28 protein-coding genes are annotated in these 26,329 nt (G+C 37.6%); 19 read left to right on the forward strand and 9 right to left on the reverse strand.

Features of this window, described 5'->3' with window-relative positions; genetic code table 11:
- Positions 1-127 precede the first annotated feature (127 nt).
- The 4 genes from J8L85_RS11570 (at position 128) to J8L85_RS11585 (ending at position 3,427) form a co-directional block, all read left to right on the forward strand.
- Positions 128-1,012: an AraC family transcriptional regulator gene (locus J8L85_RS11570; RefSeq protein WP_211017392.1), complete on the forward strand. Its 885-nt coding sequence runs from the start codon at positions 128-130 to the stop codon at positions 1,010-1,012.
- 155 nt (positions 1,013-1,167) lie between these two features.
- Positions 1,168-1,749, forward strand: a complete 582-nt coding sequence (locus J8L85_RS11575; RefSeq protein WP_211017393.1) for a TetR/AcrR family transcriptional regulator — start codon at positions 1,168-1,170, stop codon at positions 1,747-1,749.
- A gap of 35 nt (positions 1,750-1,784) precedes the next feature.
- Positions 1,785-2,417 (forward strand): NAD(P)H-dependent oxidoreductase, encoded by a 633-nt coding sequence (locus J8L85_RS11580; protein WP_211017394.1) that lies wholly within the window; start codon positions 1,785-1,787, stop codon positions 2,415-2,417.
- Between the two features lie 11 nt (positions 2,418-2,428).
- Positions 2,429-3,427: an NADP-dependent oxidoreductase gene (locus J8L85_RS11585; protein WP_211017396.1), complete on the forward strand. Its 999-nt coding sequence runs from the start codon at positions 2,429-2,431 to the stop codon at positions 3,425-3,427.
- 105 nt (positions 3,428-3,532) lie between these two features.
- On the opposite strand, the gene J8L85_RS11590 is transcribed toward J8L85_RS11585, so the two are convergent.
- The gene (locus J8L85_RS11590) at positions 3,533-4,072 is read right to left on the reverse strand and encodes a dihydrofolate reductase family protein (RefSeq protein WP_211017398.1); all 540 of its coding nucleotides are present in this window, start codon (positions 4,070-4,072) and stop codon (positions 3,533-3,535) included.
- A gap of 148 nt (positions 4,073-4,220) precedes the next feature.
- On the reverse strand, positions 4,221-4,901 hold the full coding sequence (locus tag J8L85_RS11595; protein ID WP_211017399.1) for a metal-dependent hydrolase: 681 nt from the start codon (positions 4,899-4,901) through the stop codon (positions 4,221-4,223).
- Between the two features lie 353 nt (positions 4,902-5,254).
- Between J8L85_RS11595 and J8L85_RS11600 the strand changes: the two genes are divergently transcribed.
- The 5 genes from J8L85_RS11600 (at position 5,255) to J8L85_RS11620 (ending at position 7,825) form a co-directional block, all read left to right on the forward strand.
- Entirely contained in the window at positions 5,255-5,674 is a 420-nt protein-coding gene (locus J8L85_RS11600) for a hypothetical protein (RefSeq protein WP_211017401.1), read from the forward strand.
- Complete coding sequence (locus J8L85_RS11605) at positions 5,640-6,113, forward strand: helix-turn-helix transcriptional regulator (RefSeq protein ID WP_211017404.1); 474 nt, start codon at positions 5,640-5,642, stop codon at positions 6,111-6,113. Before J8L85_RS11600 ends, J8L85_RS11605 begins: the two co-directional genes overlap by 35 nt.
- A complete protein-coding gene (locus tag J8L85_RS11610) occupies positions 6,113-6,586 on the forward strand; it encodes a hypothetical protein (protein WP_211017406.1) in 474 nt (157 codons plus the stop codon). The genes J8L85_RS11605 and J8L85_RS11610 overlap by 1 nt, the downstream gene beginning before the upstream one ends.
- A gap of 282 nt (positions 6,587-6,868) precedes the next feature.
- Positions 6,869-7,246, forward strand: a complete 378-nt coding sequence (locus J8L85_RS11615; RefSeq protein WP_211017408.1) for a DoxX family membrane protein — start codon at positions 6,869-6,871, stop codon at positions 7,244-7,246.
- 51 nt (positions 7,247-7,297) lie between these two features.
- Positions 7,298-7,825 (forward strand): STM3941 family protein, encoded by a 528-nt coding sequence (locus J8L85_RS11620; RefSeq protein ID WP_211017410.1) that lies wholly within the window; start codon positions 7,298-7,300, stop codon positions 7,823-7,825.
- 38 nt (positions 7,826-7,863) lie between these two features.
- On the opposite strand, the gene J8L85_RS11625 is transcribed toward J8L85_RS11620, so the two are convergent.
- Positions 7,864-8,187: a hypothetical protein gene (locus tag J8L85_RS11625; protein ID WP_211017412.1), complete on the reverse strand. Its 324-nt coding sequence runs from the start codon at positions 8,185-8,187 to the stop codon at positions 7,864-7,866.
- Positions 8,188-8,515: 328 nt separating this feature from the next.
- Between J8L85_RS11625 and J8L85_RS11630 the strand changes: the two genes are divergently transcribed.
- Both J8L85_RS11630 and J8L85_RS11635 read left to right on the forward strand, forming a co-directional pair.
- Positions 8,516-9,226: an NAD(P)H-dependent oxidoreductase gene (locus J8L85_RS11630; RefSeq protein ID WP_211017414.1), complete on the forward strand. Its 711-nt coding sequence runs from the start codon at positions 8,516-8,518 to the stop codon at positions 9,224-9,226.
- A gap of 63 nt (positions 9,227-9,289) precedes the next feature.
- Positions 9,290-9,754: a GyrI-like domain-containing protein gene (locus tag J8L85_RS11635; RefSeq protein WP_211017416.1), complete on the forward strand. Its 465-nt coding sequence runs from the start codon at positions 9,290-9,292 to the stop codon at positions 9,752-9,754.
- Between the two features lie 31 nt (positions 9,755-9,785).
- On the opposite strand, the gene J8L85_RS11640 is transcribed toward J8L85_RS11635, so the two are convergent.
- Genes J8L85_RS11640 through J8L85_RS11650 form a run of 3 tightly spaced genes read right to left on the reverse strand, consistent with a single transcriptional unit; the run spans position 9,786 to position 11,860 of the window.
- The gene (locus J8L85_RS11640; RefSeq protein ID WP_247656643.1) at positions 9,786-10,436 is read right to left on the reverse strand and encodes an SCO family protein; all 651 of its coding nucleotides are present in this window, start codon (positions 10,434-10,436) and stop codon (positions 9,786-9,788) included.
- Positions 10,437-10,455: 19 nt separating this feature from the next.
- Positions 10,456-11,019 (reverse strand): toxin-antitoxin system YwqK family antitoxin, encoded by a 564-nt coding sequence (locus J8L85_RS11645; protein WP_211017420.1) that lies wholly within the window; start codon positions 11,017-11,019, stop codon positions 10,456-10,458.
- A gap of 52 nt (positions 11,020-11,071) precedes the next feature.
- A complete protein-coding gene (locus J8L85_RS11650; protein WP_211017422.1) occupies positions 11,072-11,860 on the reverse strand; it encodes a YHYH protein in 789 nt (262 codons plus the stop codon).
- A 335-nt stretch (positions 11,861-12,195) separates the two neighbouring features.
- Between J8L85_RS11650 and J8L85_RS11655 the strand changes: the two genes are divergently transcribed.
- The 8 genes from J8L85_RS11655 to J8L85_RS11690 all read left to right on the forward strand — a co-directional run bounded on the left by J8L85_RS11655 (position 12,196) and on the right by J8L85_RS11690 (position 23,716).
- Positions 12,196-12,756 carry an RNA polymerase sigma-70 factor gene (locus J8L85_RS11655; RefSeq protein ID WP_211017424.1) on the forward strand — a complete coding sequence of 187 codons (561 nt, stop codon included), beginning with the start codon at positions 12,196-12,198 and terminating at the stop codon, positions 12,754-12,756.
- A 158-nt stretch (positions 12,757-12,914) separates the two neighbouring features.
- Positions 12,915-14,060 carry a FecR domain-containing protein gene (locus tag J8L85_RS11660; protein ID WP_211017426.1) on the forward strand — a complete coding sequence of 382 codons (1,146 nt, stop codon included), beginning with the start codon at positions 12,915-12,917 and terminating at the stop codon, positions 14,058-14,060.
- 122 nt (positions 14,061-14,182) lie between these two features.
- Positions 14,183-17,176: a carboxypeptidase-like regulatory domain-containing protein gene (locus J8L85_RS11665; protein ID WP_211017428.1), complete on the forward strand. Its 2,994-nt coding sequence runs from the start codon at positions 14,183-14,185 to the stop codon at positions 17,174-17,176.
- Between the two features lie 31 nt (positions 17,177-17,207).
- A complete protein-coding gene (locus J8L85_RS11670; protein ID WP_211017430.1) occupies positions 17,208-18,425 on the forward strand; it encodes a DUF4876 domain-containing protein in 1,218 nt (405 codons plus the stop codon).
- 28 nt (positions 18,426-18,453) lie between these two features.
- Positions 18,454-19,992, forward strand: coding sequence for a DUF6850 family outer membrane beta-barrel protein (locus J8L85_RS11675; protein WP_211017432.1), 1,539 nt, complete (start codon positions 18,454-18,456; stop codon positions 19,990-19,992).
- Between the two features lie 42 nt (positions 19,993-20,034).
- The gene (locus tag J8L85_RS11680) at positions 20,035-21,351 is read left to right on the forward strand and encodes a pitrilysin family protein (RefSeq protein WP_211017434.1); all 1,317 of its coding nucleotides are present in this window, start codon (positions 20,035-20,037) and stop codon (positions 21,349-21,351) included.
- A 9-nt stretch (positions 21,352-21,360) separates the two neighbouring features.
- Complete coding sequence (locus J8L85_RS11685; RefSeq protein WP_211017436.1) at positions 21,361-22,803, forward strand: insulinase family protein; 1,443 nt, start codon at positions 21,361-21,363, stop codon at positions 22,801-22,803.
- A 25-nt stretch (positions 22,804-22,828) separates the two neighbouring features.
- Entirely contained in the window at positions 22,829-23,716 is an 888-nt protein-coding gene (locus J8L85_RS11690) for a ChaN family lipoprotein (RefSeq protein ID WP_211017438.1), read from the forward strand.
- A 133-nt stretch (positions 23,717-23,849) separates the two neighbouring features.
- Here J8L85_RS11690 and J8L85_RS11695 read toward each other — a convergent pair whose 3' ends face one another.
- From J8L85_RS11695 to J8L85_RS11705, 3 genes are read right to left on the reverse strand one after another with little or no spacing between them, the layout of a single operon-like run.
- A complete protein-coding gene (locus J8L85_RS11695; RefSeq protein ID WP_211017440.1) occupies positions 23,850-24,479 on the reverse strand; it encodes a hypothetical protein in 630 nt (209 codons plus the stop codon).
- 10 nt (positions 24,480-24,489) lie between these two features.
- On the reverse strand, positions 24,490-25,542 hold the full coding sequence (locus J8L85_RS11700) for a YHYH protein (protein WP_211017442.1): 1,053 nt from the start codon (positions 25,540-25,542) through the stop codon (positions 24,490-24,492).
- A 48-nt stretch (positions 25,543-25,590) separates the two neighbouring features.
- Positions 25,591-26,304 carry a hypothetical protein gene (locus J8L85_RS11705; RefSeq protein ID WP_247656644.1) on the reverse strand — a complete coding sequence of 238 codons (714 nt, stop codon included), beginning with the start codon at positions 26,302-26,304 and terminating at the stop codon, positions 25,591-25,593.
- Positions 26,305-26,329 lie beyond the last annotated feature (25 nt).

Genomic DNA, 26,329 nt, shown 5'->3' on the forward strand with positions numbered 1-26,329 from the left:
TATACCTGTTATTAGGGGGTGTTTAGGTATAAAAAAGGGGTATTTATGTATTTATAAAGGTTTAACCTGTATTTGTTAGTGTTAAATAGGGTGATTTGCAGTAATTTTATCCTATAAAACCAAATAAATGGAAGTAGTACAAGCGTATAAACCTTTTGAAATACAAGAATTGACCTTGCGGGAGTGGAAGAAACGCCCCGTGAAGAACAATTTTTTTGAACTGGTGTGGGTCAAGGACGGTCATGGAAAACAGTGTATCAATTATAATGAGCATGCCTATGGCCAGGGTGATATATTTTTGCATCCCCCGCTTAAATGCCATTCGTTTACGGTTGAGGAACCGACCACGTTTATATTCTTGAAGTTTTCCGACACTTTCTTTAAGCAGGTGGGTAGGTCGGCCATAGACCGAAAGGCATGGTTCAACGAGGCTTCCTATATCCTTTCCAATTACAATCAATTGCCGGGCAGCATAATAAAGTCAGAAGTAGACCGTCAGCACATGGAGCGATTGATCGATATGATACTTCAAGAGTCCAGGAACCAGATGGAGACATTTAACGGTTTGATTACAAGTCTGCTCACCGGTATTTTGGAAATATTGATGCGAAATATCAAGAAGTCCGTTTATTTTGAATCCATTGAAAAACAGACAGATGACCGTATCGTTCGGATACTGCAATACATTAATGAAAACTTGGACAACCCTGATAAACTAAAGATAGAGACGCTCTCGAACTTATTTGCCATGTCGCCTACCTATGTCAGCGAATATTTTAAGAAACAGGTAGGTATGTCCTTGCGGGAATACATCATAAAAGCCCGTTTAAAATTGGTGGAGATACGACTTTTGAACAGTGATCATTCGCTTAGCGAGATTGCTGACGAGTTGGGCTTTACCGATGTGAGCCACCTTTCAAAAACTTTTAAGCGCTATGTAGGGCTTTCCATTCGCGATTTTAAGAACCAAGGCGAATATCGCATGCTTACCCGTGGTGTTTGTACGGCTTAAACCATGTTTATTGTTGGTATTTTAGGTGTTTAATAAACTATCCCCTGTCTTCTTTTCCTCTTAAATAATGGTATAGATGTCATTCTTTATTAAAGTTTGTTAAAAAATGAACGTTCATTCATTTTTGTAATATCTTTGTACCAGAAATTGAAACAATGGCAAAACTTCAGAAATGTATGGACAAGCGCAGCGCCTTGGTACAGGCGACCATTGAGCTGGTGAACAATAACGGCTTTCACGCCGCACCCATGTCCAAAATAGCCAAAATGGCGAACGTCTCCCCTGGCACCATCTACCTGTATTTTGAGAATAAGCAAGACCTTGTCAACAAGGTATACTTGCAGGTAAAGGAAGTGTTCACGGCCTATGTTTTTGAAACCTACGACCCCAAAATGTCGGTAGAACAAGGTTTTGAAGTGATTTGGAAGCGCATTGCGGAATTTAAGCTCAAGAAGTGCCAGGAAGCCATGTTCTTGGCCCAGTGCGACAATACCCCCATGATCGATGAACCCATACGGCAAGAGGGCATCAAGCATTTACAGCCCTTGCTCGATCTATGGAAACGCGGTAAGGAAGAAGGCATTATCAAGCCCCTGTCCGATTATATCTTGTATGCCTACACCGTAAATCCGCTATCCTTTTTAATGTTGATGCAGCAAAGGGGCGTATTTAAAATGGGGAAGGAAGAACTAAAGTCGGCCTATCTGGCCGCCTGGAACAGTATCAAATCAGAATAACACAAACAACATAACAAATAATAAATTATAACAGAATGGAATTACTTGATAAATTAAATTGGAGATATGCCGCCAAGGCGATGAACGGGGAAAAAGTGCCCCAAGAGAAAGTAGACCGTATTTTAGAGGCGGCACGCCTTGCCCCTACTTCCAGCGGACTGCAACCTTTTGAAATTATCGTGGTGACCAATCCGGAATTAAAGGAAAAAATAAAGAACGTGGCTTGGAACCAGTCCGTAGTGACCGATTGTTCACACCTCTTGGTATTTGCGGCCTGGGACAACTATACCGAGGAACGCATTAATAAAATGTTCGATCTTACCAACGAGATCCGTGGATTTAAGAACGAGGGTTGGGAAAACTACCGGCAGCAATTGTTGGGCCTCTACCCAAAGCGCGATCCGGAGGTTAATTTTCAACATGCGGCCAGACAGGCGTATATAGCCTTCACCGAAGCCCTGACGGCTGCAGCCTTTGAGGGCGTTGATACCACCCCAATGGAAGGTTTTGACCCCGATGCCGTTGATGAGATTTTGGGACTAAGAGAAAAAGGACTTCGCAGCTGTGTACTATTGCCCATCGGCTATAGGAATACGGAAGAGGATTGGTTGGTGAACCTCGTAAAAGTAAGAAGGAGCAAGGAAGACCTTGTGACCGTAATGGACTAAAAAACAAAAAGATGAACAAGACAATTATATTAAAGAAAAGACCGGTGGGCAGGCCCACTTTGGAAGATTTTGAATTTCAGGAAACCTCGGTGGCCCCTACCCTTTCGGACGGCGAACTGCTTCTGGAGACTAAGTACATTTCGGTAGACCCCTATTTGAGAGGGCGTATGAGCGACGCCAAATCGTATGTTCCACCCTTTGAGGTAGGACAACCCATAAGCTCTGGTGTGGTCGCGGAAGTAATCGCTTCAAAAAACACCGATTTTAAAGAGGGTGATTTTGTTTCGGGATTATTGGAATGGAAGACCCAACAGGTAAGCGATGGCAAGGGGCTGCAAAAAGTATCGAAAGACAAGGCACCTCTAAGTGCTTATTTGGGCGTTGTCGGTATGACAGGTCTAACGGCCTTTTTGGGACTTCACGAAATTGGTAAGCCAAAGGCCGGTGAAACCCTTGTCGTATCCGGCGCGGCCGGGGCAGTCGGTAGTGTTGTGGGCCAGATCGGCAAAATTTTGGGACTCACTGTTATCGGTATTGCCGGAAGCGATGAAAAGACCGAAATGCTGACCTCCGAATTCGGTTTTGACCATGCCATCAATTACAAGACCACGGACGATATGAAGGCGGCAATCGAAAAAGTGGCACCCAACGGAATCGATATCTATTTTGACAATGTGGGCGGACCCATTTCCGATGCCGTGTTGTTCAACATTAACAGGTTTGCTCGTATCATCATCTGTGGTGCCATATCGGTCTATAACAATACCGAAACTCCTAAGGGACTGGCGGTACAACCGTTTTTGGTAAAAAACAGTGCCCTGATGCAAGGGTTTATCGTTTCCAATTATGCGGACAAGTTTCCGCAGGCAATCGGCCAATTGGCCCAATGGCTGCAAGAGGGCAAGTTAAAATACAAAGAGACCGTCGTGGAAGGTTTCGATAATACGCCCCAGGCCTTTATCGATCTCTTCGATGGAAAAAACAAAGGGAAGATGGTGGTGAAGATTTAACCCTTCTCCCAAAAACCCATAAATGAAAAAGTGATGAATAATTTTGAATAAAAAAAGCCCGAGAACAACTGTTCTCGGGCTTTTTTTATTTCTTCGTTACTGTTCTCAGGTATATTTTATCGTGTAGGTATGAAATTGAAGACCGCCATCGTGCGATTCGGTTTCCACAAGTTCCAATTGGCAACCTTGTGTCGAATCCCCGAAAAGACGTACCCCTTTGCCCAAGATCAAAGGATTGATCTTGACCTTTAGCACATCGATCAGCTGATGATCAAAGAGCCATCCGGCAAAAATACCGCCTCCGCATACATAAATATCGGTACGGGAGCTTTCTTTCAATTTGTGGATGGTATCCACATCGTAATCGGCTACCAAGTGTACCTTTTCATGGGCATCCTCAAATTTCAAGGATTTTGAAAATATATAATGGTCCATATGCGCATAGGCCGGTTGCCCTGGCTGTAATCCGTAGGCATAGCCAAATTCATAGGTGTTCTTGCCCATGATAGTGGTTTCGTATTGTTGTAGGTCCGCCATGTATTTGACCACCCCACTCCCCTCACTTATGAAGCCGCTGATATCACTATCCTCTCCACAAATAAATCCGTCCAAAGAAATGGCTACATAGTACACAAGTTTTTGCATCTTATTGCTTTTTAGGGCCAATAAGGTACGCATTTACAACCAGATACAAAGAGATACAGGGTAGAACGACATTCTGGTTTAGGCTATGGGAAAACAAAAAAGCCCGAAAACCGAGGTTTCCAGGCCATGTAAACTATTAAGGTTCCGTTTAAACGGAAACGGACTCCCCTACTTCTAGAAGCAGCAGTTCCTTTCCGGCCTTTTTAAACTTTTCCTTGGCCGCTTCGTGGTCTATTTTTATAAAGGGAAAAGAATCGTAATGCACGCCCATAACCCGGTCGCATTCCACAAAGTCGCTGGCGATAATGGCATCGTCGACGCCCATGGTCACCACATCGCCTACCGGTAGAACGGCAAGGTCGATCTTCGTCTGCATGGGGATCAGTTTCATATCCATCGTCAATGCGGTATCGCCCGCCACGTAAATGCTCTTTTCTCCACAGGTAAAGACAAAGCCACCGGGATTGCCACCGTAGCTGCCATCGGCAAAGCTGCTACTGTGTAGGGCGGTAACGTATTTTACCTTTCCGAAATCAAATTCGCGCACCCCACCGAGGTTCATGGGCATGGCGTTGAGTCCCTTTTCGGCATAGTGGCTATAGACCTCAAAATTACTGACGATGGTAGCCCCCGTATTCTTGGCAATGGCCTCGGCATCGAGGGTATGGTCGTAATGGGCGTGGGTCAAGAAAATATAATCGGCCTTCAGCTTCATAATGTCCACCTTGTCCTTTGCCAGGTCGTTATCGGTAACAAAGGGATCTACGATAATGTTCTTGTTTCCTATTTCTATGGCCAGGCAATTGTGGCCGTAATGTGTGATTTTCATGGGTATCGATTTTAAAACGGGAATGAAATTACTAAGGGAAATGTTTTTTTCCAACCCTGGGGCACTAAATAACAAATCTAGCCTTTAAACAAATTCCCATAGAACTTAGGATTAAGGGTTTATGTTGATTATTCTGTTGATAGGATTTATATACGAACGGCCTATAACAACCATGGAATTATTAATTTGGGGAAAAGTATAATTTTATATTAGTATGTATATTCATGACAAATTGTATTAAAGTACAATAGTATACTATTGATACAATTGATTCCATGTTCAATATTCTGTGACTAATAAAACACAATAAAATGATAATTAACTTGTTATTAATTAACCTATAGCTTAATTTTGTGAAAAAGAAAGCAAAAGAAATTACTAAAAGTCCTGATGGCAAAAGAATTATTTGTATTGATGTTGATAATTGGGAAGAGATATTTGAATACATTAATCAAGATGAAAAGCATCAAAAAAAATTCAAATATATATGTGGAGTAATCTTAGATGGACATAGAAATACTGATGTTTATGATAAGGAAAATATAAATAGTAATTGTAAGGATGTAACGGCAATGAAGTTTTTTAAAGGAAATGATAATGACAGGTTATACTGTAAGGAAATATCATTAGAAGATAAAACTTTCGTTATTATTGCTTGTGAATTATTCCAAAAGAAAAAAAGCCAAAAAAATAACAAAAAAAACATTCCAATAATTAACAAGGTTGGAAAATCAGAATATGAAATCATCAGAAAAAAATATCCAAAATCTTGATTCAGCTTTCGATAGTCTTTTTGATAATCACGAAATTGATTATGATATAGAAGCAAAAGTAATTGCTTCAAAGGTGCTATCTCAAATCTCTGAAATAGCCGAAAAAAAACATATGAATAGAAAAACAATTGCAGAGTTAATAGGAACTTCTGCCAGTTATTTAACACAACTTTATCGAGGCAACAAATTACTCAATTTTGTTACGCTAGCTAAATTAAAAGACAAGCTTAATCTAAATATTGAAATTAAAATTAAAGAAAACAGTTATGATAATTTAGACATAGACTTTAATTATCAGAACTTAACTACTGATATTAAACATGGAAATAAAAAGACTAACTGGGGAATATATAAAAATTTAAACCCTAATAATCAAGAGGCATTTATTGGAGAATCAAAAGCTCCAATGAGAATAACAAAAAAACAATTAACAGCCTAATGAAGTTAGTAAAATCAGAGTTGATTTTAGAGGATTTCTTTATAGTAAACTCTAATTATAATTTTATTGAACCAGAAAAGGACAGCTCAATAAATCCAAAAGAATATATCAAAGATTATGATATAGATATTGATTTCGTGGTTAGAGATATCAAGAAAGAGGATAATAAATATTTGGTTTTCGCTAAGGTCAACGTTAATAATATGGAAGAAAAATTACCTGGATATTCTATTTTTGCAGAAGCTGTTTCTATATTTAGTTTTGATACATCAACAAAACTTAATGAAAAACAAAAATCAGAGTTTTTATGGTCGTCTGGTGTTTCGATTTCTATTAATAGCCTTAGAGGCTATTTATCCACAATGACATCTTTTTGTCCATTGGGCAAATACGTTCTTCCTAGTGTTGATTTAACAACATTATTAAATAAAAAAAGAGAATCAATAATTAAGAGTAGTAATAAGAAGAAATAAAACTTTCTTTTAATAATAAAATATATCACAATAACTTCAAATGCCCTAATCCACATTCCCACAAGTCCCTTTTCGGGACTTTTTTTGTGCCCGACACAAAACAGAAACAAAAAGGGCGGGGAATTTGAAAACAAGGTTTGCCGATAGGCAACCCCTGTTTTCCTTAGGTCTTTACAGGCTAAACACAACATCACATAAACAACTGGTTATCAAAAGAACACCGTTGTTTTTATAATCCATAATGATTAACTTTATAACTATTCCAACCCTAACAATAGAACCATGAAAAGCAAAGTACTTACCGTATTGTGTGTCTTATTCGGACTAATGATGATCAATGCCGGATTGAACAAATTCCTTAACTACATGCCCATGCCCGAAGTCTCGGAAGAGATGATGCAGGTGATGAACGGGTTTATGGCCGTAAAATGGATTTTTCCACTGGTGGCCCTTGTCGAAATTATCGGAGGCGCCTTGATCGCCATCCCCAAGACCCGTGCCTTGGGAGCCTTGGTCATCCTCCCCGTAATGGTAGGTATCATGGTCCACCACCTGGTACACGACATGGCGGGCATTGTAATACCCTTGGTCATGTTCGCCATCAACCTTTGGGCCATTGCCGCCAACTGGGACAAATACGCCCCTATTTTTAAGGATTGACAACGAGAGGTTATATTTGTGTTTCCATGTCCTATTGGAAACCAATTATAAATGACTGAAATCAAACTGTACAAATCCAAAAAAAAGGCCATAAAACTGCTCTTGTTATGCACCCCTTTTGTGTTGGGGGGTATTTGGTTGTTAAGGGAAAATCCGATAGTTGGTTGGTGCAGTATCGCTTTTTTTGGAATGGGCTATGTTGCCGGGATCTATAACCTGATGGATAAAAAACCCATGATCATCATTAATGAAATCGGCATTTTTGACCGTAGTACCCATAATGGTTTTATTAATTGGGAATTGATACACAATGCCTACCCCATGAGTATAAGCGGGCAAAAATTTATTTGTCTCGTCATCGACGAAAAATTTAAACCCTCAAAAAAGAAAAGCAAATGGTCTAAGGGCCTTGCCAAGATGAACGAAGCCATTGGGGCACAAGAATTGAATATCCAGCTAGGCCATATTCAGAAAATCGATGAAATTAAACTGATCCATTTTATTCTCTTGATGTCGCGGGCCAACCCAAGCGAAAAGGCCAGATTGGTAAAGGCCTTGGAAAGCGAAGGATTAAGCTAAAAACAGTGCTGTCTTTTCGTTCTACCCTTTGTAAATAGTTATACCCCTAGACAAGAGCCGAAACTTGGACAAATACGCGGTAGTATAACCCAAACGTGAATAAAGAACAGGATAATAAAAAGCAGGCCTATCCAAAGGGCGTGCGTAATATAAATGGCATCGCCCGTAGGTTTGATCTTGGGCCATAACAAGCCGAAAACACCTGTGGTAAACAACAAGAAAGGTATGCCCGATAAAAAAACGAGGGTTTGTACATTAAATTGGTCCTTTAATACAATAAAGAGAAGATATCCTATAAGGATCGATAAGATCAATACGATCCAATAGATTTTTTGGGGTGTATTACTTTTAATTTTGTCCATTTTATACGTTTTTCTAATTAACTGTTGTTTAAAAGTATTGTAAATCAATATTTTATGATATGATATATATCATTCCAATAAAAAACAGAAATAATCTTCTACCGTTGAAAGAGGCAGTTTCTTGTATTCTATAAGTAGATCGTACTTTGTACCGTTACCGACCATAACGTTGGTGGTTCCCCCCAATTTTTAAAATACTATTATGGACCATTCGTATATAATTTCATACACAAATATTAATGTTGTAACTTACAGTAATACAATATATTATAGGCTTTTTTTGAGTGTTTGTAAATTAAACAACGGTCTATGGTAAAAAAGGAATATTATGGACACTATTGATTTTTCGGGACTTAAGGCGATGTACGTGAATTGTACATTAAAACGTACACCAGAAATTAGCCATACCCAAGGGCTTATGGATGTCTCTATAAAAATTATGGAGAAAGAAGGGGTACAGGTAAGTCAACTAAGGTTGGTAGATTACGATGTTGCTACGGGCGTTTATCCGGATATGACCGATTATAACTGGGAAAAGGACGATTGGCCACGATTGTTCAAAGATATTTTTGACGCGGATATTTTGGTAATTGGAACGCCTATATGGCTTGGTGAAAAATCTTCGGTCGCCCAAATGCTCATAGAAAGACTTTATAGTATGAGCGGTGAAAAAAATAAGAAGGGGCAGTATTTGTACTATGGAAAAGTCGGAGGTTGTGTGATTACGGGAAACGAAGACGGGGTAAAACATTGTGCAATGGGGCTGTTATATGCTTTACAGCATATTGGCTATTCGGTTCCTCCGCAAGCGGATTGTGGTTGGCTTGGAGAAGTGGGGCCCGGCCCTAGTTATTTGGACAAGGAATCAAATGCGGCAGAAAATGATTTTACAAACAGAAATACTACATTTATGACCTATAATTTGATGCACTTGGCAAAATTATTAAAGGAAAACAACGGATACCCCGCCTACGGCAATTCTAGAAAAGATTGGGACAACGGTGCTCGCTGGAAATTTGAAAACCCTGAGTATCGATAGTGTAGGGTACGGTCATCATCTAAATAAAGAGGTACCTTATTCTTAAATGTAGGACAAGCAAAAATGAAACAAATAAAAAAAGGGAACTTTAAACTAGTTGGGTTAAAACTAGAAAACAAGACCACAAACGAAAATGGCCGCTCTAGCATAGATTGTGGCAATCTTTGGCAAAAATTTGAAACAGAAAAGATAGTGGAGCGTATTCCCCATAAACTAAGCGAGGAGATCTACGCAGTATATTATGATTATGAAACCGATGAAACAGGTACGTTTTCTTATTTCATAGGTTGTAGAACCGAGGAGCATTCAAAAACACCTATAGAACTGAACGAACTTCTAATACCATCACAAACCTATAAAAAAGTGGTAGCCAAAGGTGCCATGCCAAGTTGTATTGCGGCGGCATGGAAGAACATATGGACTTCGGAAAGGAACCGAAAATTTGGGTTCGACTTTGAGGTCTATGATGAAAGAAGTAGGGATTGGAACAATGCCGAAATTGATATTTTTATTTCGGTAAACGAATAATACCCTTTGGTTTAGTTAAAACATTCTTTCATTAGTACTCCTGCAACAACGCTTTTACATCTGTTATCAATTGTGCGATGGAGGCTCGGTTGAGTCCGTTGTAAATACCTCTAATATGCTTGTTCTTATCTATTAGCAAGAAGTTTTCGGTATGTAAAAAGTCGTTAATATCCTTGGGAATACCAAGATCGTTCTCAACAAAATAATGGTTTCTTCCGAGGTTGTATATTTCTGTTTTATCACCGGTTACCAAGTGCCATTTATTATTTATGACCCCGTATTTATCGGCATATTTTTTAAGCACCGATACCGAATCAATAGATGGGGTTACCGAGTGTGAGAGTAGTAATACATCATCATATTCTTTAAAGGCTTCTTGAACCTTGGTCATATTATTGGTCATTTTAAGACAAATACCAGGACAAGTAGTAAAGAAAAAGTCGGTAATATAAATTTTGTCGTCAAAGGTCTGCTGGGTGATGGTATCGCCATTTTGATCTACCAGCTTAAAATCGGGAATTTTATGAAATTGTTTTTCCTCTTCGGTGTTGGGGGTCAACCAGTGTGGTGTAAACGACTCATCTTGATAATATGGAAGGTAATCTACCCTACTGGTTTCTGTATCTGTCGTATTTGGCCTTTTGGGTGCTTTTTTGCATCCGACGAAACATATCGCAGCCATTGTAAGTATTATAATGTTTCTACTCATCCCTAACAACAATTTCATTTTCTAATTGATAGCAAGAATTGGCTCTTCTTAAACCAAAAATACGTCCGTTCTTGGCCTCGTAGTTTACATATAGTTTCCCATTTTGTAACCAAGCTTTTTGAAGGCCCTCTTCCCTCCCATTCTTTAAATTACGTTCTTTTGCCAATTGTCCGTTCGGGTACCATCTTTTCTCAACACCTTCTATATTTCCATTTACATAGTTGGTTTCCTGTGCCAATTGGCCGTTTTCCCACCAGGTTTTATAACAGCCCTCTAAGCGGTTGTTTTTATAGTGGTAGGCAGCACGTAACATCCCATTTTCTGACCATTTTTTAGTAATTCCTTCTCGCTTACCATTAAAGAACCCTATTTTTTCGACCAAAGTACCATTACCGTGTATACTAATGGAATAGCCATTATATGGTTCGTTTTTATAATACCAAGTGCCTTCCAATTGGTTCAGTGTAAGTTCTTCTTTAAACCTTGTTACGTTTTCTATTACAGGCTCCCCCTCATTTTGGGCTACATCTTGCGAAGTACGTTTGCATGACAGCATTAGTATGAATATCAGACCAAAAAAAATATAAATAGAAGTTGTTTTCATAGGTCTAGTATCCTTGATAAGGTCCTGCGAATGCTAAATAAGATCCAGTGGTGGAATATACCTCGTTGATAATGTGGTAATGGTATTCTTCCTCTCCATCGGTATACTGCGTAGTAGACACATGCCCGCCAGACTCGTCCATATCGGTAGGATAATCGCCTGTAGAGCTACATTTTCTACCATATAGGAATACTCCATCAAGTAAAATACCCACTAAATTATCGTCATCGTTCGAAAAAGCTTTGGGCTCTAGATGGTAATGGTACACCCCTGGGCCAATATGGGCACCTGTCCAGTCTAGACTAGCGGCCGCAGCATCTAGGGGACCACCACCCTCTTGATCATTGAATATAGATGCGCCACTAACGGCAATACCAATAGTGTCAAAATCGGTAGCTACTGAATTACCAGATAGATCTGGGGTGGCATCTACCCTAATGGTAACCGCATTGTTGTTGCTAGACATTATACTGGGGGTAACGTCTACATCTGGTTCTTCTTTGTATAGCGAATGTCCCTCGCCCCAGTACACGGTTTCGTGATTTGGTAGACCGGTGGTTTCTATAACCACCTCTGAACCATCTAAATAAATGGTTACGGCATCTGTATTAAAAGCTGAATATGCAGCATGAAGTTCGGTAACAACGGTCTCGTCCGTGTCATCGTCTTCGGCCATTTCCTCTTCAATATCGGCTTCGTCCATACTGTCATTACTGCAAGCTATAAAGGCGGTTAACGATAACCCCAATAAAAGGATGTATATGGCAAACTTCTCAATTACATTTTTTCTCATAAAAAGACTATTTAGTTGATATTGTTACTTAACGGGTACAAGAATAGCCATAAAATGAAGGGGTAAAAGTAGAATTAAACGAATCGGGGATAGTTTTAAGTAAACGGGTGAATATATGCTGTAATATGATTTTGGTATCTTACAATGGATAGAAAAAACACACTTGTTTATATGCTTTCATCTTTTGATTTTAGAAAATGATGATTGTTCGTACGACGACAACCCTATACAACCCCATAAAAATCAAGGTTAAAAACTGGTTTAAGGTGAAGGTCGGCGACTGATTTTGTTGCTTTTTTTGATATATTTGACACTTCATTTTATTTTGAACCCACTTGTCCCATACAAAAAAGGTATATACTTTATCCTTAAAGTCTTATAAGGATGTTTACGACACATTATATGTTTCATTGTGTTTGTTTGCCAAAAATTATGTCCATGATTTAGATTTAGCAAAAGATTTAGTTCAAGAGGTTTTTATAAAAGTTTGGGAAGATAAAATAGAGTTTAAGAATGAGGTCGCTGTAAAATCATACATGTATATGGCGGTCAAAAACAAATGCTTGGATTTATTAAAAAGCAAGCAGTTTAGATCAACAGAAAATATGTCTGTTGAAGATATGGACGAATTAAATAAGGACTCTTTTTATTTAAAAGAAGTTGTTATCGAAGAAGTTTCTTCTAGAATAGAAGCTGCGATCAACACATTGCCTACAAAGTGTGCTCAGATAATACGATTGAGTATAAATGGGCTCACAAATCCGGAAATTGCCCAACACCTGAACATTTCGGTCAATACTGTTAAGGCCCAAAAAAAGAATGCCTATAAAAGGCTAAGGCCGTTATTAAAAAATTACTTCGCCTTAATGGCTTTTGTATTCGATTATACTACCTGAAAACATTCGTGTTTTTGTCTTTATTTCTTTGGTCAAATGTTAATTTTTTTAATGTTGGTTAAAAAAAATCATTTTTTTTTAACCCTATCCTATGATTTTGTCGTCTTAGATGTAAATAGTAGTGTTGATATATGCTAAACCTTAGTAAAATTATATTGTTGTCTAAGCAGATAGCTGCTTCCTTGTTAAAGGACGAAAAACCTAATACGTTAGATTCTTCAGAGCTATTTTCTGACCAAGAAAAAGAAGAAATACTCGATAGACTTACCAATGAATCAGAGATAGCTTCACGATTACATTCTAAAGCGAAGATCAATAGTAAAGAAGATTGGAAGATATTACAATCTAAGATAGATGCTCCTAGAAAAACGTATTACTGGCGGTATGCCGCAGCGGCAGCTGTGGTGATAGGAATGTTTACTGCGGTATATGTTTTAAAAGATGATTTTTTGAACGATGATGTTGCCAAACCTATAATCGTAAACAACCAAATAGTACCAGGTGATAATAAGGCAATTTTGACATTGGAAACGGGAGAAGAGGTGAATCTTGTTAAGGATGTAAAATATACCGCTGAAAATTTACAAACAAATGGAGAAGAAATAGTGTATAAAGAAAGTTCGGATCCAGAATTGACCAAAGAAGAGATAGCGTATAACTTTTTAACCATTCCGCGTGGAGGTCAATTTCAAATTACACTGTCGGATGGCACCCATGTATGGTTGAATTCAGAATCAAAACTAAAATATCCTGTACGCTTTATAGAAGGTGGCACGCGAGAGGTAGAACTTTTATATGGAGAGGCTTATTTTGATGTATCGCCAAGTACAGAACATAAAGGTGCAAGGTTTAAAGTGATCAACAAATCACAATCGGTAGAGGTTTTGGGTACCGAATTTAATATTAAGGCCTATAAAGATGAAGTTACCGTGTATACTACCCTTGTAGAGGGTAAAGTAAAGGTTCGTTCGCAAGAGCTGGCACAAGACCTTGTTCCAAATCAACAATCGAAATTAAATACAACGACCAATGTTATAGATGTACACCAGGTAGATGTTTATAATGAAATTGCATGGAAGGACGGCGTATTCAGTTTCGAGGATAAGTCGCTAAAAGATATTATGACAGTACTCTCTAGATGGTACGACATAGATGTTGTCTTCGAGAAGAAAAGTTTAGAGTCGGAGAGGTTCGTCGGGGTACTAAAAAAGAATTACAGTATAGAAACAATACTATCAATTTTTCAAGAAGCGAATATTATTAACGGGTTTGAAATTGATACCAAGTCCGTAATTATAAAATAACAAACAAGATTATAACCCTATTGTAAGAAAAAAAGGAGAAATAGTTCAAACGTCCAAATTCAACACTATTTCTCCGGTACTAATATTAATTAAGTGTTAATCAATTAATAATATACAAATTAATGAAATTTAAATTAATTGGCACCACCCCGATATGGGTGAAAGGTGTGCTAACATGTATTATGCGAATATTTGTATTCTTGTTTTGCGCTACCCTGTTTAGTTTTAATCATGTGAGCTCTCAAAACGTCGAGATTAAAATTGCGGAGGATAAAATAGTTACGGTCGACAAGGTTTTTGAGATTATTAAAAAGCAAACGACGGATTTTATGTTCATATATCCCAAAAATCTGTTCGAAGCTTATCCGAAGGTACAGTTGCGTAAAGGAACCATAACAATAGAAGACCTATTGGACTTGGCACTTTCTGAAGGTAATGTTGATATGACATTGACCGATAATAATATTATTATCATTAAAAAGAAAGATGTAAAGGAGAATAGCAAAGTAGTACGAAAAAGGAAAAATGAGGCGGTAGAGATCAAAGGCCGTGTCATAGATGCCGACAAGAATGCCCTGTCATATGTTAATGTAATTGTCAGGGATTTAAATATTGGAACTTTCACCAATATGGACGGGGAGTTCTCTTTAGAATTGCCCCATAAAAACTTTGAACTAGAGTTGAGCCTTATAGGCTTTAAAACAGAGAAAATAGCTGTTTCCACTCTTCCGGATTTATCCAACGTCGTAATAACATTAAAGGAAGACCTGTTAAGTTTAGATGAGATTGTCGTTACCGCCAAAAAGACCGTTAGTAGAGAAGGTACCTCTACATATAAAATAGGAAGCCAGGCAATAAAACAGGTGCAGGCCATGAACTTATCTGATGTTTTAAGTCTGTTGCCCGGTAATAAAATAGAACAAACAGACCTAACAACTACAAAACAGGCCAATCTGCGTAGTGCTGTTCCTTCTAAAGTAAATGCTTTTGGTACGGCAATTATTTTAGACGGTGCCGCCATTAGTACCGATGCGAATATGCAAACCCAGAATTCAGGGTCTTTAAGTGGTGGAAAATCGGTGGTTGCCGGCGGTGTAGATCTAAGAAGTATCTCTTTGGCCAATGTTGAATCTGTAGAGGTTATTTCGGGTATAGCATCGCCTAAATATGGAAATATATCATCTGGAGGTATTTTAGTAAAAAGTAAAGTTGGTAAATCTCCATATATTGTTTCAGCGAATGTTTCTTCTACAAACTACCAGGCATCCGTTGCCAAAGGATATGATCTAAACAAGTTCGGTATTTTAAATTCAGATCTTTCCTATGCCCATTCTTCGGGCTCACCTACGGAACGTAAATTATTTTATCAAAGCTTTAATCTAGGTTTGCGATGGAAGTTGCCCGTTTTTGAAAATTTGGACTGGAACCATTTTACATCCTTAAGAGTTAGTCATTCTGATGACGGAAACCGTCATGAACCAGAAGAGGTATATAAGAACGAGGCCGATGTAAAAAGCACCTCTTATCAGGCAACGCTTTCCGGTAACTTTAAATCTTCTTTGTTAGGAAAGTTAAATTATAACTTTAGCGGTAGTGTGGTAGACCAACATTCTTATTACGATACGTATGTAATTAATGGTCCCTTTCCCATTATAGAAGCTATAGAAAGTGGTACTTATACTACTGGTTTTTCTCCAACGGCATTTAATCAAACAAGAGACATCAAAGGAAGACCGGTGAATCTAAATGGTAGGCTGGATGCTACCCAGAACCTAAGTTTTAAGAACTTGGATTTTAATTTTGAAACCGGTCTGCAATATACTTTCGACGATAATACCGGTAGCGGTAGGGTTGCCACAGGCAATATTGCACACACACAAGATGTGGTAGGGAGTAGATCTGCAACTTTCGAGAAGATACCGGCCTCCAAAACTTTTTCGGCCTATCATCAAACCATTATTAAACGAAAAGCGGAAAACTCAAAACAGCAATTAAATTTAGGATTGAGATATGACAATATGCTGGAGCGTTACAATTTGATTTCGCCGCGAATGTCATTTTCGTCAAATCACCATAATTTCACAGGTAGGGTTGCTTGGGGTGTTTCTTATAAAGCACCGGCAATGATACAATTATACCCCGGTAGGTCTTATATCGATTATATTAACTATCAGTATTACGCAGAAAACCCCGATGAGCGTTTAGCTGTGGTTACCACTTATATCTACCAACCTACGAACGAGCATTTAAAACCCAATTACTCAGATGTAAAAGAAGTCGGTTTCGACTGGTCTCCTTCTTTTATGAATTTGAACGTCACCTATTTTAAAAAAGATATGCGTAGAGGCATTAATACAACCGAAGAGTTGTTATTGTTGCCAAAGGTTATTTATGAAGTAGTAGATGCACCAACAGGACAACAACCTACGGTAGAACCTACAGGGGAGGTTTACAATATTCCTAGATCCGTAAATGTTATGAAAAATAACTATTACGAATCTACGGACGGTGTTGAAGTTACCTTGAATCCGGAACGGATAAAAGCGACCAATACAGAATTCAACTTCAGATATAGCTATTTAAAAAGTGTAGTAACCGACAAAGGGTTTAATATAAATAAATCTGCATATGTTGTTGGGGACAATTCGGTACGCTTTGGTGTTTACGAAAATGCACTGAGAAAGGCGGTAAGAAGTTTTGGTACGGTAACATTAATACAACATATACCTTCTTTACGATTTGTCTTAACATTATCCGCCGAATTAAACTTTAAAGAAAGTAGCGATTATATAGGAACAAGCCTATACCCATTTGCGTATTATGATACGGATGGAAATTATATTGCCATTCCAGAAGAAAACAGAACAGATCCAGAGTTCGCGGATCTAAAGAAAAATGACAATACATACACCACTGTAAGTACCCCGTTTTACAGCAATTTTAACTTACAAATCAGAAAAGAAACAAAACAAGGGCATTCGTTTAGCTTTTTTGCGATAAATGCACCTTGGTATAACCCGACCTATGATTACTTGGGCAATAGAAGAACTTTGAACAGTAAATTATCGGTAGGGTTCAATGCTACAATACTAATCAATAATAAAACCAACAAATAACATGAAATCAAACATTTTTAAAAGAACAAGCATGACAAAATCAATAATAGCAATTTTATTGTTTGCAACAACCTTAATGAGTTGTAGTAGTGATGATGACAGTGTTGCCAATTTAGGTGACTTGCAAGTACAATTAGAATTAGCGGCCGGCCTTAGCGATATTCCGCTTGAAGGGGTCGATGTTAGTATTACGAATACGGTAGATAACGCAACCACAAACCTTACGACCGATGCGAATGGGTCTGTAACGTTTCCGAATATTTCTGTAGGCACCTATAATATTGTTGCTACCAGTACTACTGATGATTATCAATTAAGTGGTACGGCAAATAATGTTTCTGTTACTATCCAAGAAACAACGCAGACTACTTTAGAAGTTAACGCAACAAACTTTAACGGTGGTCTGGTAATCAAGGAAGTGTACAGTGCCGGATCGGGCTATATTACTTTATTTAAAGATTCGTTTATAGAGATTTTTAATAATTCATCGGAAACATTATACGCGGATGGTATGTACATCGCCAATGCATTTGGAGATTCAGGTAAGTCGGGCGATACTCCGGTATCTAGTATATTAACAGATACCGATTATGTATATACAGATGTAATGAGTCAAATACCCGGTTCGGGAACAGACTACCCCGTAGCATCCGGACAAAGCATTGTAATAGCATTAAATGCCATTAACTATAAAGAAGGAAGTACGAATCCAGATGGTGAATTAGATAATACAGATGCTACTTTAGAGCATTATTCTATCGATTGGTTAGAGGCCCAAGGTCGTGTGGGAAATTCGTTCTTCGAATTGGACAATCCGGCGGTACCTAACATGACCAATATTTATATGTTCGAAGAAACTAATTTCTTTAGGTTGTCTTTGCCAGCAAGTGTGGTTTTGGTTAGTAGCGAGGCTAGTTTTGGTGATTCTGATATTGTAGATTATACACCAACAGGATCTACAAGTACCTATAAGGTGATGAAAATATCTGTAGACTTGGTTGTAGATGGTGTCGATATTTTAGACAACTCAGCTTCTGCCGACTTTAAACGTATACCTAGTACTATAGATGCAGGTTTTACCTTTTTAACAGAAGATGGTGCCATTTCTTATACCGGTTTAAGTAATAGAAGAAAAATAGACGAAACCGCAACAGCCCGTTTTGGTAGAACTATTTTATTGGATACAAACAATTCAACGGTAGATTTTGAAGCTATAAATTTTCCAGATAAGTATGGTTACAACAACTAATAAAAGTTATTATTTAATCGTAAAGAGAATGTTTGTAACATTCTCTTTACTTTTTCTTATTGCGAGTACATATGCCCAATCAAAAAAAAATATCGATAGCTTATCGGTTATAGAAAGAGATTTTCAATTTCAATTATTCGAGAACCGTTACTTTGATATTCCTTCGTTGATCAACCATGAAAATATATATAAGTATACCTACGGAGAAGGTAGATTTCTATATTCAGAAGGTTCATTGAGACATCCGCAAGATTATAAGAAACAAAACGGAGTGTATTTGGAAACGGCATCCTTGGCTGATTTGAAAAATACAAATTGGACCCTATACGGTAGTTTGGAATATTTGAATACCAGAAAAGAAGATGTAGAGAACAATTTAACCTACGGTGTTAAAGATTATGGTTCGCCCTACTATTTTTTTCAACAAACAAGTGGTTTATGGAACCATCAAAACTATAATTTTAAAGTAGCCGGAGCCAATAAGGTCAACTCTAAACTTACTTTAGGAGCTTATTTAAATTATGATACCAATTTTTATTTCAGAAAAAACGATACTAGAAATGAACTGACAGCTTTAAAAATTCTAGGAAAGTTATCCGCTAGTTATCAATTTAATGATAAACACTTATTTAGTGTTGTTTTAAGCAATGAGTTTTATAAGGCAAACTCTGAACTATCTAACAAGTTTCCCGAAAACAACACAGAACTTACCGCCGATTATTATTTGAACACCGGTTTGGGTTCTTATATAAAAAACTTAGATAGAGGTTTTGATACCAAAAGAAGTGTACCCGAAGTACAATTGCAATGGTTTTTAACACAGGACAATTGGGACTTATCGATAGAAAGTGATACAAAATTTGGTAGAGAACGCTGGATAGATAAGAATATCTTTAAAGTGGAAGAGAACGACGAGAGAACAAGATATAGTTTTATAGACCAAGAATTTACGATCTTTTACAATAGGTACAAGGCCAATAGTCTTTTCTCGCTTAATTTAAATGCGGCGTATTTAAAAGGAGATGGCAAGGTATGGGATGAAACAAGTACTGTTTATGCCAAAAATTTTACTACCACCAGCTACAGTCTTGCAACGGGCGCTACCCTTTTGTTCTATAATAGCTTTCTTAACAAAGTTAGTTTAGGGGTTAATTATTACAATAAAGAACAGTTCGATTTAAATTATGCCTATACATTCGATTATCAATATTTAGAGCCACAGGTAACTGTAGGTTTTAATAAGGTTATTTCTAAAAAGGCTGCCTTATTTGCCGATGTTTCTTCTACATATCACTATGTATTGGATGTAGAGCACGATCCATTTGCGGCAAACAACATTTTTGTGGATTGGATAGGAAACAAAATTGCCGATTATACGGGAATAAGTACCATAGATTACAGCTTAAAATTAGGGACAGATTTAAGACTTAGAAATAAAAACAGCATAGAATTATCTATCTCTGCAGGTTACTTAAAAGTTACCGAGCTATCTAAAAACAGCCCAAATTTCTATTCTAAAAATGATGATTATTTAAATCTGACAACGGGATTAAAATTACATTTCTAGGTCCTTTTTATTCTAATTTATATTGTTCATAAAATTAAATTAATGAAGAGATTATTTTTTCTGATAATCTTTTTGGTTCCGTTTTTTAATTGGGGTCAAAAGATAGATAAAGTTCATATTGAAGAATATGATTTGCCTAACGGCTTGCATGTTATACTTCATAAAGATGTTAATGAGCCCAACGTAATCGTAGGTACAAAATACCATGTGGGCTCTAAAAATGAAGATGCGGGAAAAACCGGGTTTGCGCATTTTTTTGAGCATCTTTTATTTCATGGTACTAAAAATATACCTCAGGGCGAGTTAGAGAATATAATCTTTAATGCCGGTGGGTATTGTAATGCCTATACCAATTATGATGTTACGTATTATTATCAATTGCTTCCTGCCCATGAATATAAACTGGGGCTTTGGGTAGAATCTGAGCGTATGCTGCACCCCATCATTACCCAAAAAGGTATAGATCGTGAACGTGAAATCGTTAAAGAGGAAAAACGTATGCGATACGACAATAAACCTTTGGGCAATTCATATTTTTATTTAATGTCCAAGTTATTTACCAATGATACTTATGGACACAACATGATCGGGTCTATGGAAGATTTGGACAGGGCTTCTGTAGGAGATTTTGAAGCATTTTTTAAAAAATTCTATGTACCGAACAATGCTTGTTTGGTCGTATCGGGCAATATCGATATTGAAGACACCAAAAAATGGGTCGGTCTGTATTTTACAGATATTCCCAGAGGTGAAAAAATTAAAAGACCCAAAAAAATTAAAAAAACGTCTGGTTTGGACCATTATACGGAGATGGATGTTAAAGGATTACGGAACCAATCTATAGAGATCGGTTATCCTATAATGTCACAAAGCAGTGCTGATGCCCCGGTCATGCAAATAATAACCTCCATTTTATCTGGGAACAGTGATTTTTCCTATTTCGACAATAATCTAAAAGCAGAGCAAGATACCGTTATTAAACGGCTAAATGCTTCTTCAAGTTTTTGGGAAAAAGTAGGAACTTTAAGTGTTAAGGCCGAAATAACAACAAAAGAAAGTGAGGCTTATACACTACAAAGGATAGAAGAACAATTAGAGTTGTTAAAAACAAAATCTGTTGACCCTATGGTGTTGGAACGGGTCAAAAAACAGTACATATCTACTTATATAGACATTTTTTATGATGCACAAACCTTCGCGGACAAGGTGACCGACTATTATCATTTGCATAAAAACACTTCAGATATAAAATCCCTTATAAGTGATATTGAAAAAGTGACAAGCAGTGATATACAACGCGTAGCAAAAAAATATTTGAACATTAATAATCGCATTGTCATTAGCTATCATCCTGAATAATTCTATATAATGAAAAAATTACATCTATTTATATTAGTTGTTTGTTGCGGCTTTTTGGGCCATGCACAGGTAAACCGTACCATACCCCCAGAAGCCGATACACCAAAAACATTGAACGTAGGAAAACTAATTCCTATGGTATTGGATAATGGCCTTCGTGTGTATTTGGCCCCTGTAAAAGACTATCCGAAATTTACAATGTCCGTCAATATCGAATCACCGAGCTTGGATGAAGAAACACGATTGGCCGAGAAAAGGGTTTTGGGATCTGCCTATTCGAACAAGCTATCTAAAAAATATCCAAACCATGAGATAGATTCCATGGAGAACACCTACCCTGCCATGATCAATGTAAATACGTATGGTGGCACGGTCAAAGGAATGAAAAAAGATATAGACGATTTACTGGATGCCTACAGGGATCTTATGTTGCACCCTATTATCACGAAAGAAATTATCAGTGAAAAACATAAGGAATTTTTAGCCCGTAAGAAAAAGGCCAAAAAGCCATTGTCACAACCATCGCCCAAATTCTCTTTGGATGCTATTGTAGATTCATTGCTTTTTGGGGCAAAAAAAGAGGAAGAGAAAACCAAAACAAGGTTAGCGCCCAATTTTAAAGGACTGACCGTGCAGGATGTTTATGATTATAAGAACGACAGAATTTTGTCTAACAATGCATTAGTGGTGATCGTAGGCGATTTTACAGAATCTGAATGTCGTGCACTGATGACACGTTATTTTGGAGCATGGAAGGCTGGGACTAAGTATGTGAAAAAAAATGTCGTAAAAAAGAAAACGGCAATTATAAAAAACAGAAAAATAGTGGTAAAAGATGTGCCCGATGCCGTACAGTCTAAAATTTCGTTTAAATGGCATTTAGGCGACGCCTTTACTTATTTCGAAGACGATATAAAATTGCAAGTTCTAAATAAGATTTTTGGAGAAAGCCAACTCTCCTATTTATATAAAAACCTTAGAGAAGATAAAGGGCTCTGTTATTATATAAGATCTTCGGTGGGCAGTTCGGCAGCCGGGGGTACGGGATCGGTAGCTACCGATGTACGTAATGAGCAAACGGCCTATGCCATAGAAAATATTGTTTTAGAAATGCTGCGGCTAAGAAACGAAGATGTCAGCGCATCTGACTTGAAAATTGCCAAAAACAGTTTAATTGGGGAGCACACGAGGTCTCTAAGTCCTATTGCCCCAATATCATATATAACCTTTGCTATGCAGAAAGATGTTTATGGCCTACCGGACGATTATTTACAAAATAAGGTAAAGCAGTATTACGATGTTACTATTGAAGACGTGAAAACTATGGCACAAAAATATATTGATCCGTTTAAGTGTGTTATAACCATATCTGGCAAGGTGTCGGAACTAAAGGGAACACTCGAAAAATTTGGAGAGGTATTGTACTACGATCAAAATGGAAATAGAATATAAATTTAAATTAAAGCATATTACAGATATGAAACATATTACAGTACTAATAATTTTATGCGCACTCTTTTTTGTAGAAAAAACAAATGCACAAGATAAACAGGCCTATCAATTGTATAAAAATAATGGGGAGATCGTAAATTATGATTTAATGATCTCAGATTTGGCCGAGAGTGATATGGTCTTTTTTGGAGAATATCATTTTAATCCTATTTCACATTGGTTAGAATTAGAGGTTAGCAAAAGTTTGTTCGCTATAAAAGGAAGCAAATTATATTTGGGGGCCGAAATGTTCGAGAGCGGAAATCAATTGGTGTTAGACGAATATTTAAAGGGATTCTACGCAGAATCTAAAATGATTCCGGAAATAACCCAAATGTGGAGTAATTACAAAACCGATTATAGGCCTTTAATAGAATTTGCCAAGGATAATGATTTGCGGTTTATTGCCACAAATATTCCCAGAAGGTATGCATCTATGATAAGTAAAAAGGGATTCGATGCCCTAGAAATACTAAGTCCCGAAGCAAAGGAACTCATTGGGCCCGATCTAAAAAAGTATTTTGACCCGAATGTAAAAGCATATGCGGAAATGGCCAGCAATATGGGCGGACATGTACCTCCGAATATGTTACATATGCAAATGGCCCAAGCGGCCAAAGATGCGACGATGGCACATTTTGCACTTAAGAATTTTAATGCAGGTGATATTTTATTGCATTTTCAAGGTTCTTACCATTCTAATTATGACCAAGGTATTATCTGGTGGATCAATAAGATTCAACCAGGTCTACATATTAAATCCATTACGACCGTTTCACAGTCTGAATGGGACAAACTGACCGTTGAAGAAAGAGAAGGTATCGCAGATTATATAATTGTGGTCGCAAATAATATGACAAGTACTCAAGGCTGATCATAAGCCTGCATGCCCATGTAGCCTTACCTTTTTTACATTTAGCAATATCGTCAAAAGTGTAAGGCTATATTTTTAATATTTTTTATTCGCACAAAAAGTTTCCTAACCTAGAAATGTACAGCCTAAGTTACTAGGGCTTTTTTTTGTGCTTCTTTTTAAGAAACACGAATTGCTGTATAATGAACGCTATGGCGATTACCGCAATCAGTATTATTATTACGTATTTTGAGGATGAAGTTGCCTCTTGTTGTACTACTTCTACAAACGTATTCTCTTTAACAACTAAAGAGACCGTATGGTCATTGGATTGAGAAAGAGTAAAATTACTTTTTTCGAAACCGTCCTTAAAAAGCAAGAAAGTACTCTTGTTTCTGCTAATATCCTTAAAAATGGTATTCTGTACCACTACCGACTCAAGACTTGCGGGGATATTTAAAACTTCAAAAATCACTTTGGTCTCATGTCCCAGTTTTACTACCCCTTTATCTAAGCTTATCTGCTCACCGTTATTAAAAAATAGGTGTAAATTATTTTTAATATGCTCCAACACCATTTCTTGAAACTCTTCGGGTGTTTTATAAGGGGTATCCGCATAATGTGTTCTGACTTCTTGTTGAAATGCGGTCAGGGAAGCATTGATCTGCAAGACCCACACATTGTTTTTTTGTTCGGCCAATACCAAGGTAGAAGCATCGGGGTTATGGGCAAAACCCAGTATAGAAAAGCATAATAAAGCAAATGTTATTATATGTTTTTTCATTTTTATTGAATTAATTGGCATAAGCACCGTGCAGACCATTGATAAAATTATTGTTTCCGGCTTCATCTACATGGTAATGGTATCCTCGTATTTCATCGGTATGGCCACGCAAATCATCCAGATCCGAAGGGGTGCTGCCATCTTCATCGGCATATTCATAAATTCCATATCCGTCCATTGCGTAACCGATCAATGCTGCGTGCCCATCTTCTTGCTCTACTTTAGTGCTAAAACCTGTAGCGGCATGGTAATGGTATCCTTGGTGAACGTTAATATGCCCGCCAGCATCGTCAAATGGTGCCAAGGTATATGCTCCAAGAATATTATCGGTAGGTGCGGGTGCAGAAAATTCTATACCATTAAGGGCTATACCTCGTGTAGACGGAACATTTTCGACCATTTCCGGTGGGCCTGCAGGCGCGTCGTCCGGTGCCCCCCCAACAGGTGCGTCCCCTGCCCCTGCCGTTAGGAAAAATACGGGGTCTGTTTGGGCAACCGGGGTTATAGGTATTAAAAAGGTTTGAGAAACATTGGTAATGTACGAAGGAAGACATTCTACACAGAAATTTTCATATTCATCCCCAACATCCGGATTGGCGGCATTAATACAGTCCTCTTCAGAATCTGTAATATATACGTCTCCGTTAGCGTCGTACATAAGCCAGTTCGAATCGTTATAGAATGTAGCCATATTCTCAATAAAAGCACCATCTACATCATACACCTCTCCATTTTCCAACCAGATACCACCAGCTTCCGCATCATCGGAAATATTGTCCGGGCACCATGGACCCATATTATGATCGGACGGCATACTATTGGTAACTATTTGGTAGCAATCTGTAGAAGTACCATCGGATAATGTGCAGGGTACGGTAGAGATAGTTACGGTACCATCGCTTGTTAGAAAATGGGTAGCGTCCACATTTATGACCAATTCGTCATCGGAACTATCCGTATCATCATCGGTAGAGGTATTGTCACTACTACAACTAACCATGCCTATGGCAAAGAAAGAGTACAGTGAATATCTTAGAATGGAATACTTAAATTTATGTGTCATACTATTTAATTTTAATGAGAAATCCTTGATTTTGGGTTTATTGTTTTATTACGTTCTATGCAGTTCTTCATTTAATTTTGTAGCTATAGTCTTAGTTTTTTTTCTCAAATTTTTTGCGATCTCCAATTGTCCCTTGGTTTGTATTAACCTGTCTATAACACTGTTCTGATACTCTCTGTTCACCAACAGTTCTCCGTAATCAGATTTGTTTCCGTAATTTTCAAGTCTTTTATAGCTGTAGCTGTTTCTTGGTATGATCTCTATTAGGGAAATGTGTTTTTCTATAATCGGTTTTAACCGATCGGTTATAATATTTTCGATCTTCTTTTGTTGATTGTCAAAACTATCCAGTTCATTGGGGTAATCGGCTATCAATCTCTTGAGCGAGTCGCTTTCTATAAATTCGAACTTATTGGTGGCATTTATAGAATTAATGGCCTCGTTACGTACTATGGTTCTTTCATAGTTTAAATTGACTATTAGGGACTTGGCCTCTTGTGTTAATTTATTGGGTTGATACCCAAAATAATTTATGGTGTTCTGAAGGTCTTGAATGTTCTTGGTGTAATCCACGATAGAACTATCCAGAACGTTTAAATTGGTCTGTAATTCTTGGCTTAAGCTTTCATAGATCTTTAATTCTACGATTCTATTTTTTCTACTTTCGTTCAGATTATTGATTTTTAGGGCGATCAGCAATCCTATTACTATTAGTAGAATTTCGCCAAGGGCATACATGAAATAGCTTTTAAACTTTTCCATACGTAATAATTTTTTTCTGACTTTT

The sequence above is a fragment of the Maribacter sp. MMG018 genome (genome assembly GCF_018100785.1).
Classification (GTDB): Bacteria; Bacteroidota; Bacteroidia; order Flavobacteriales; family Flavobacteriaceae; genus Maribacter.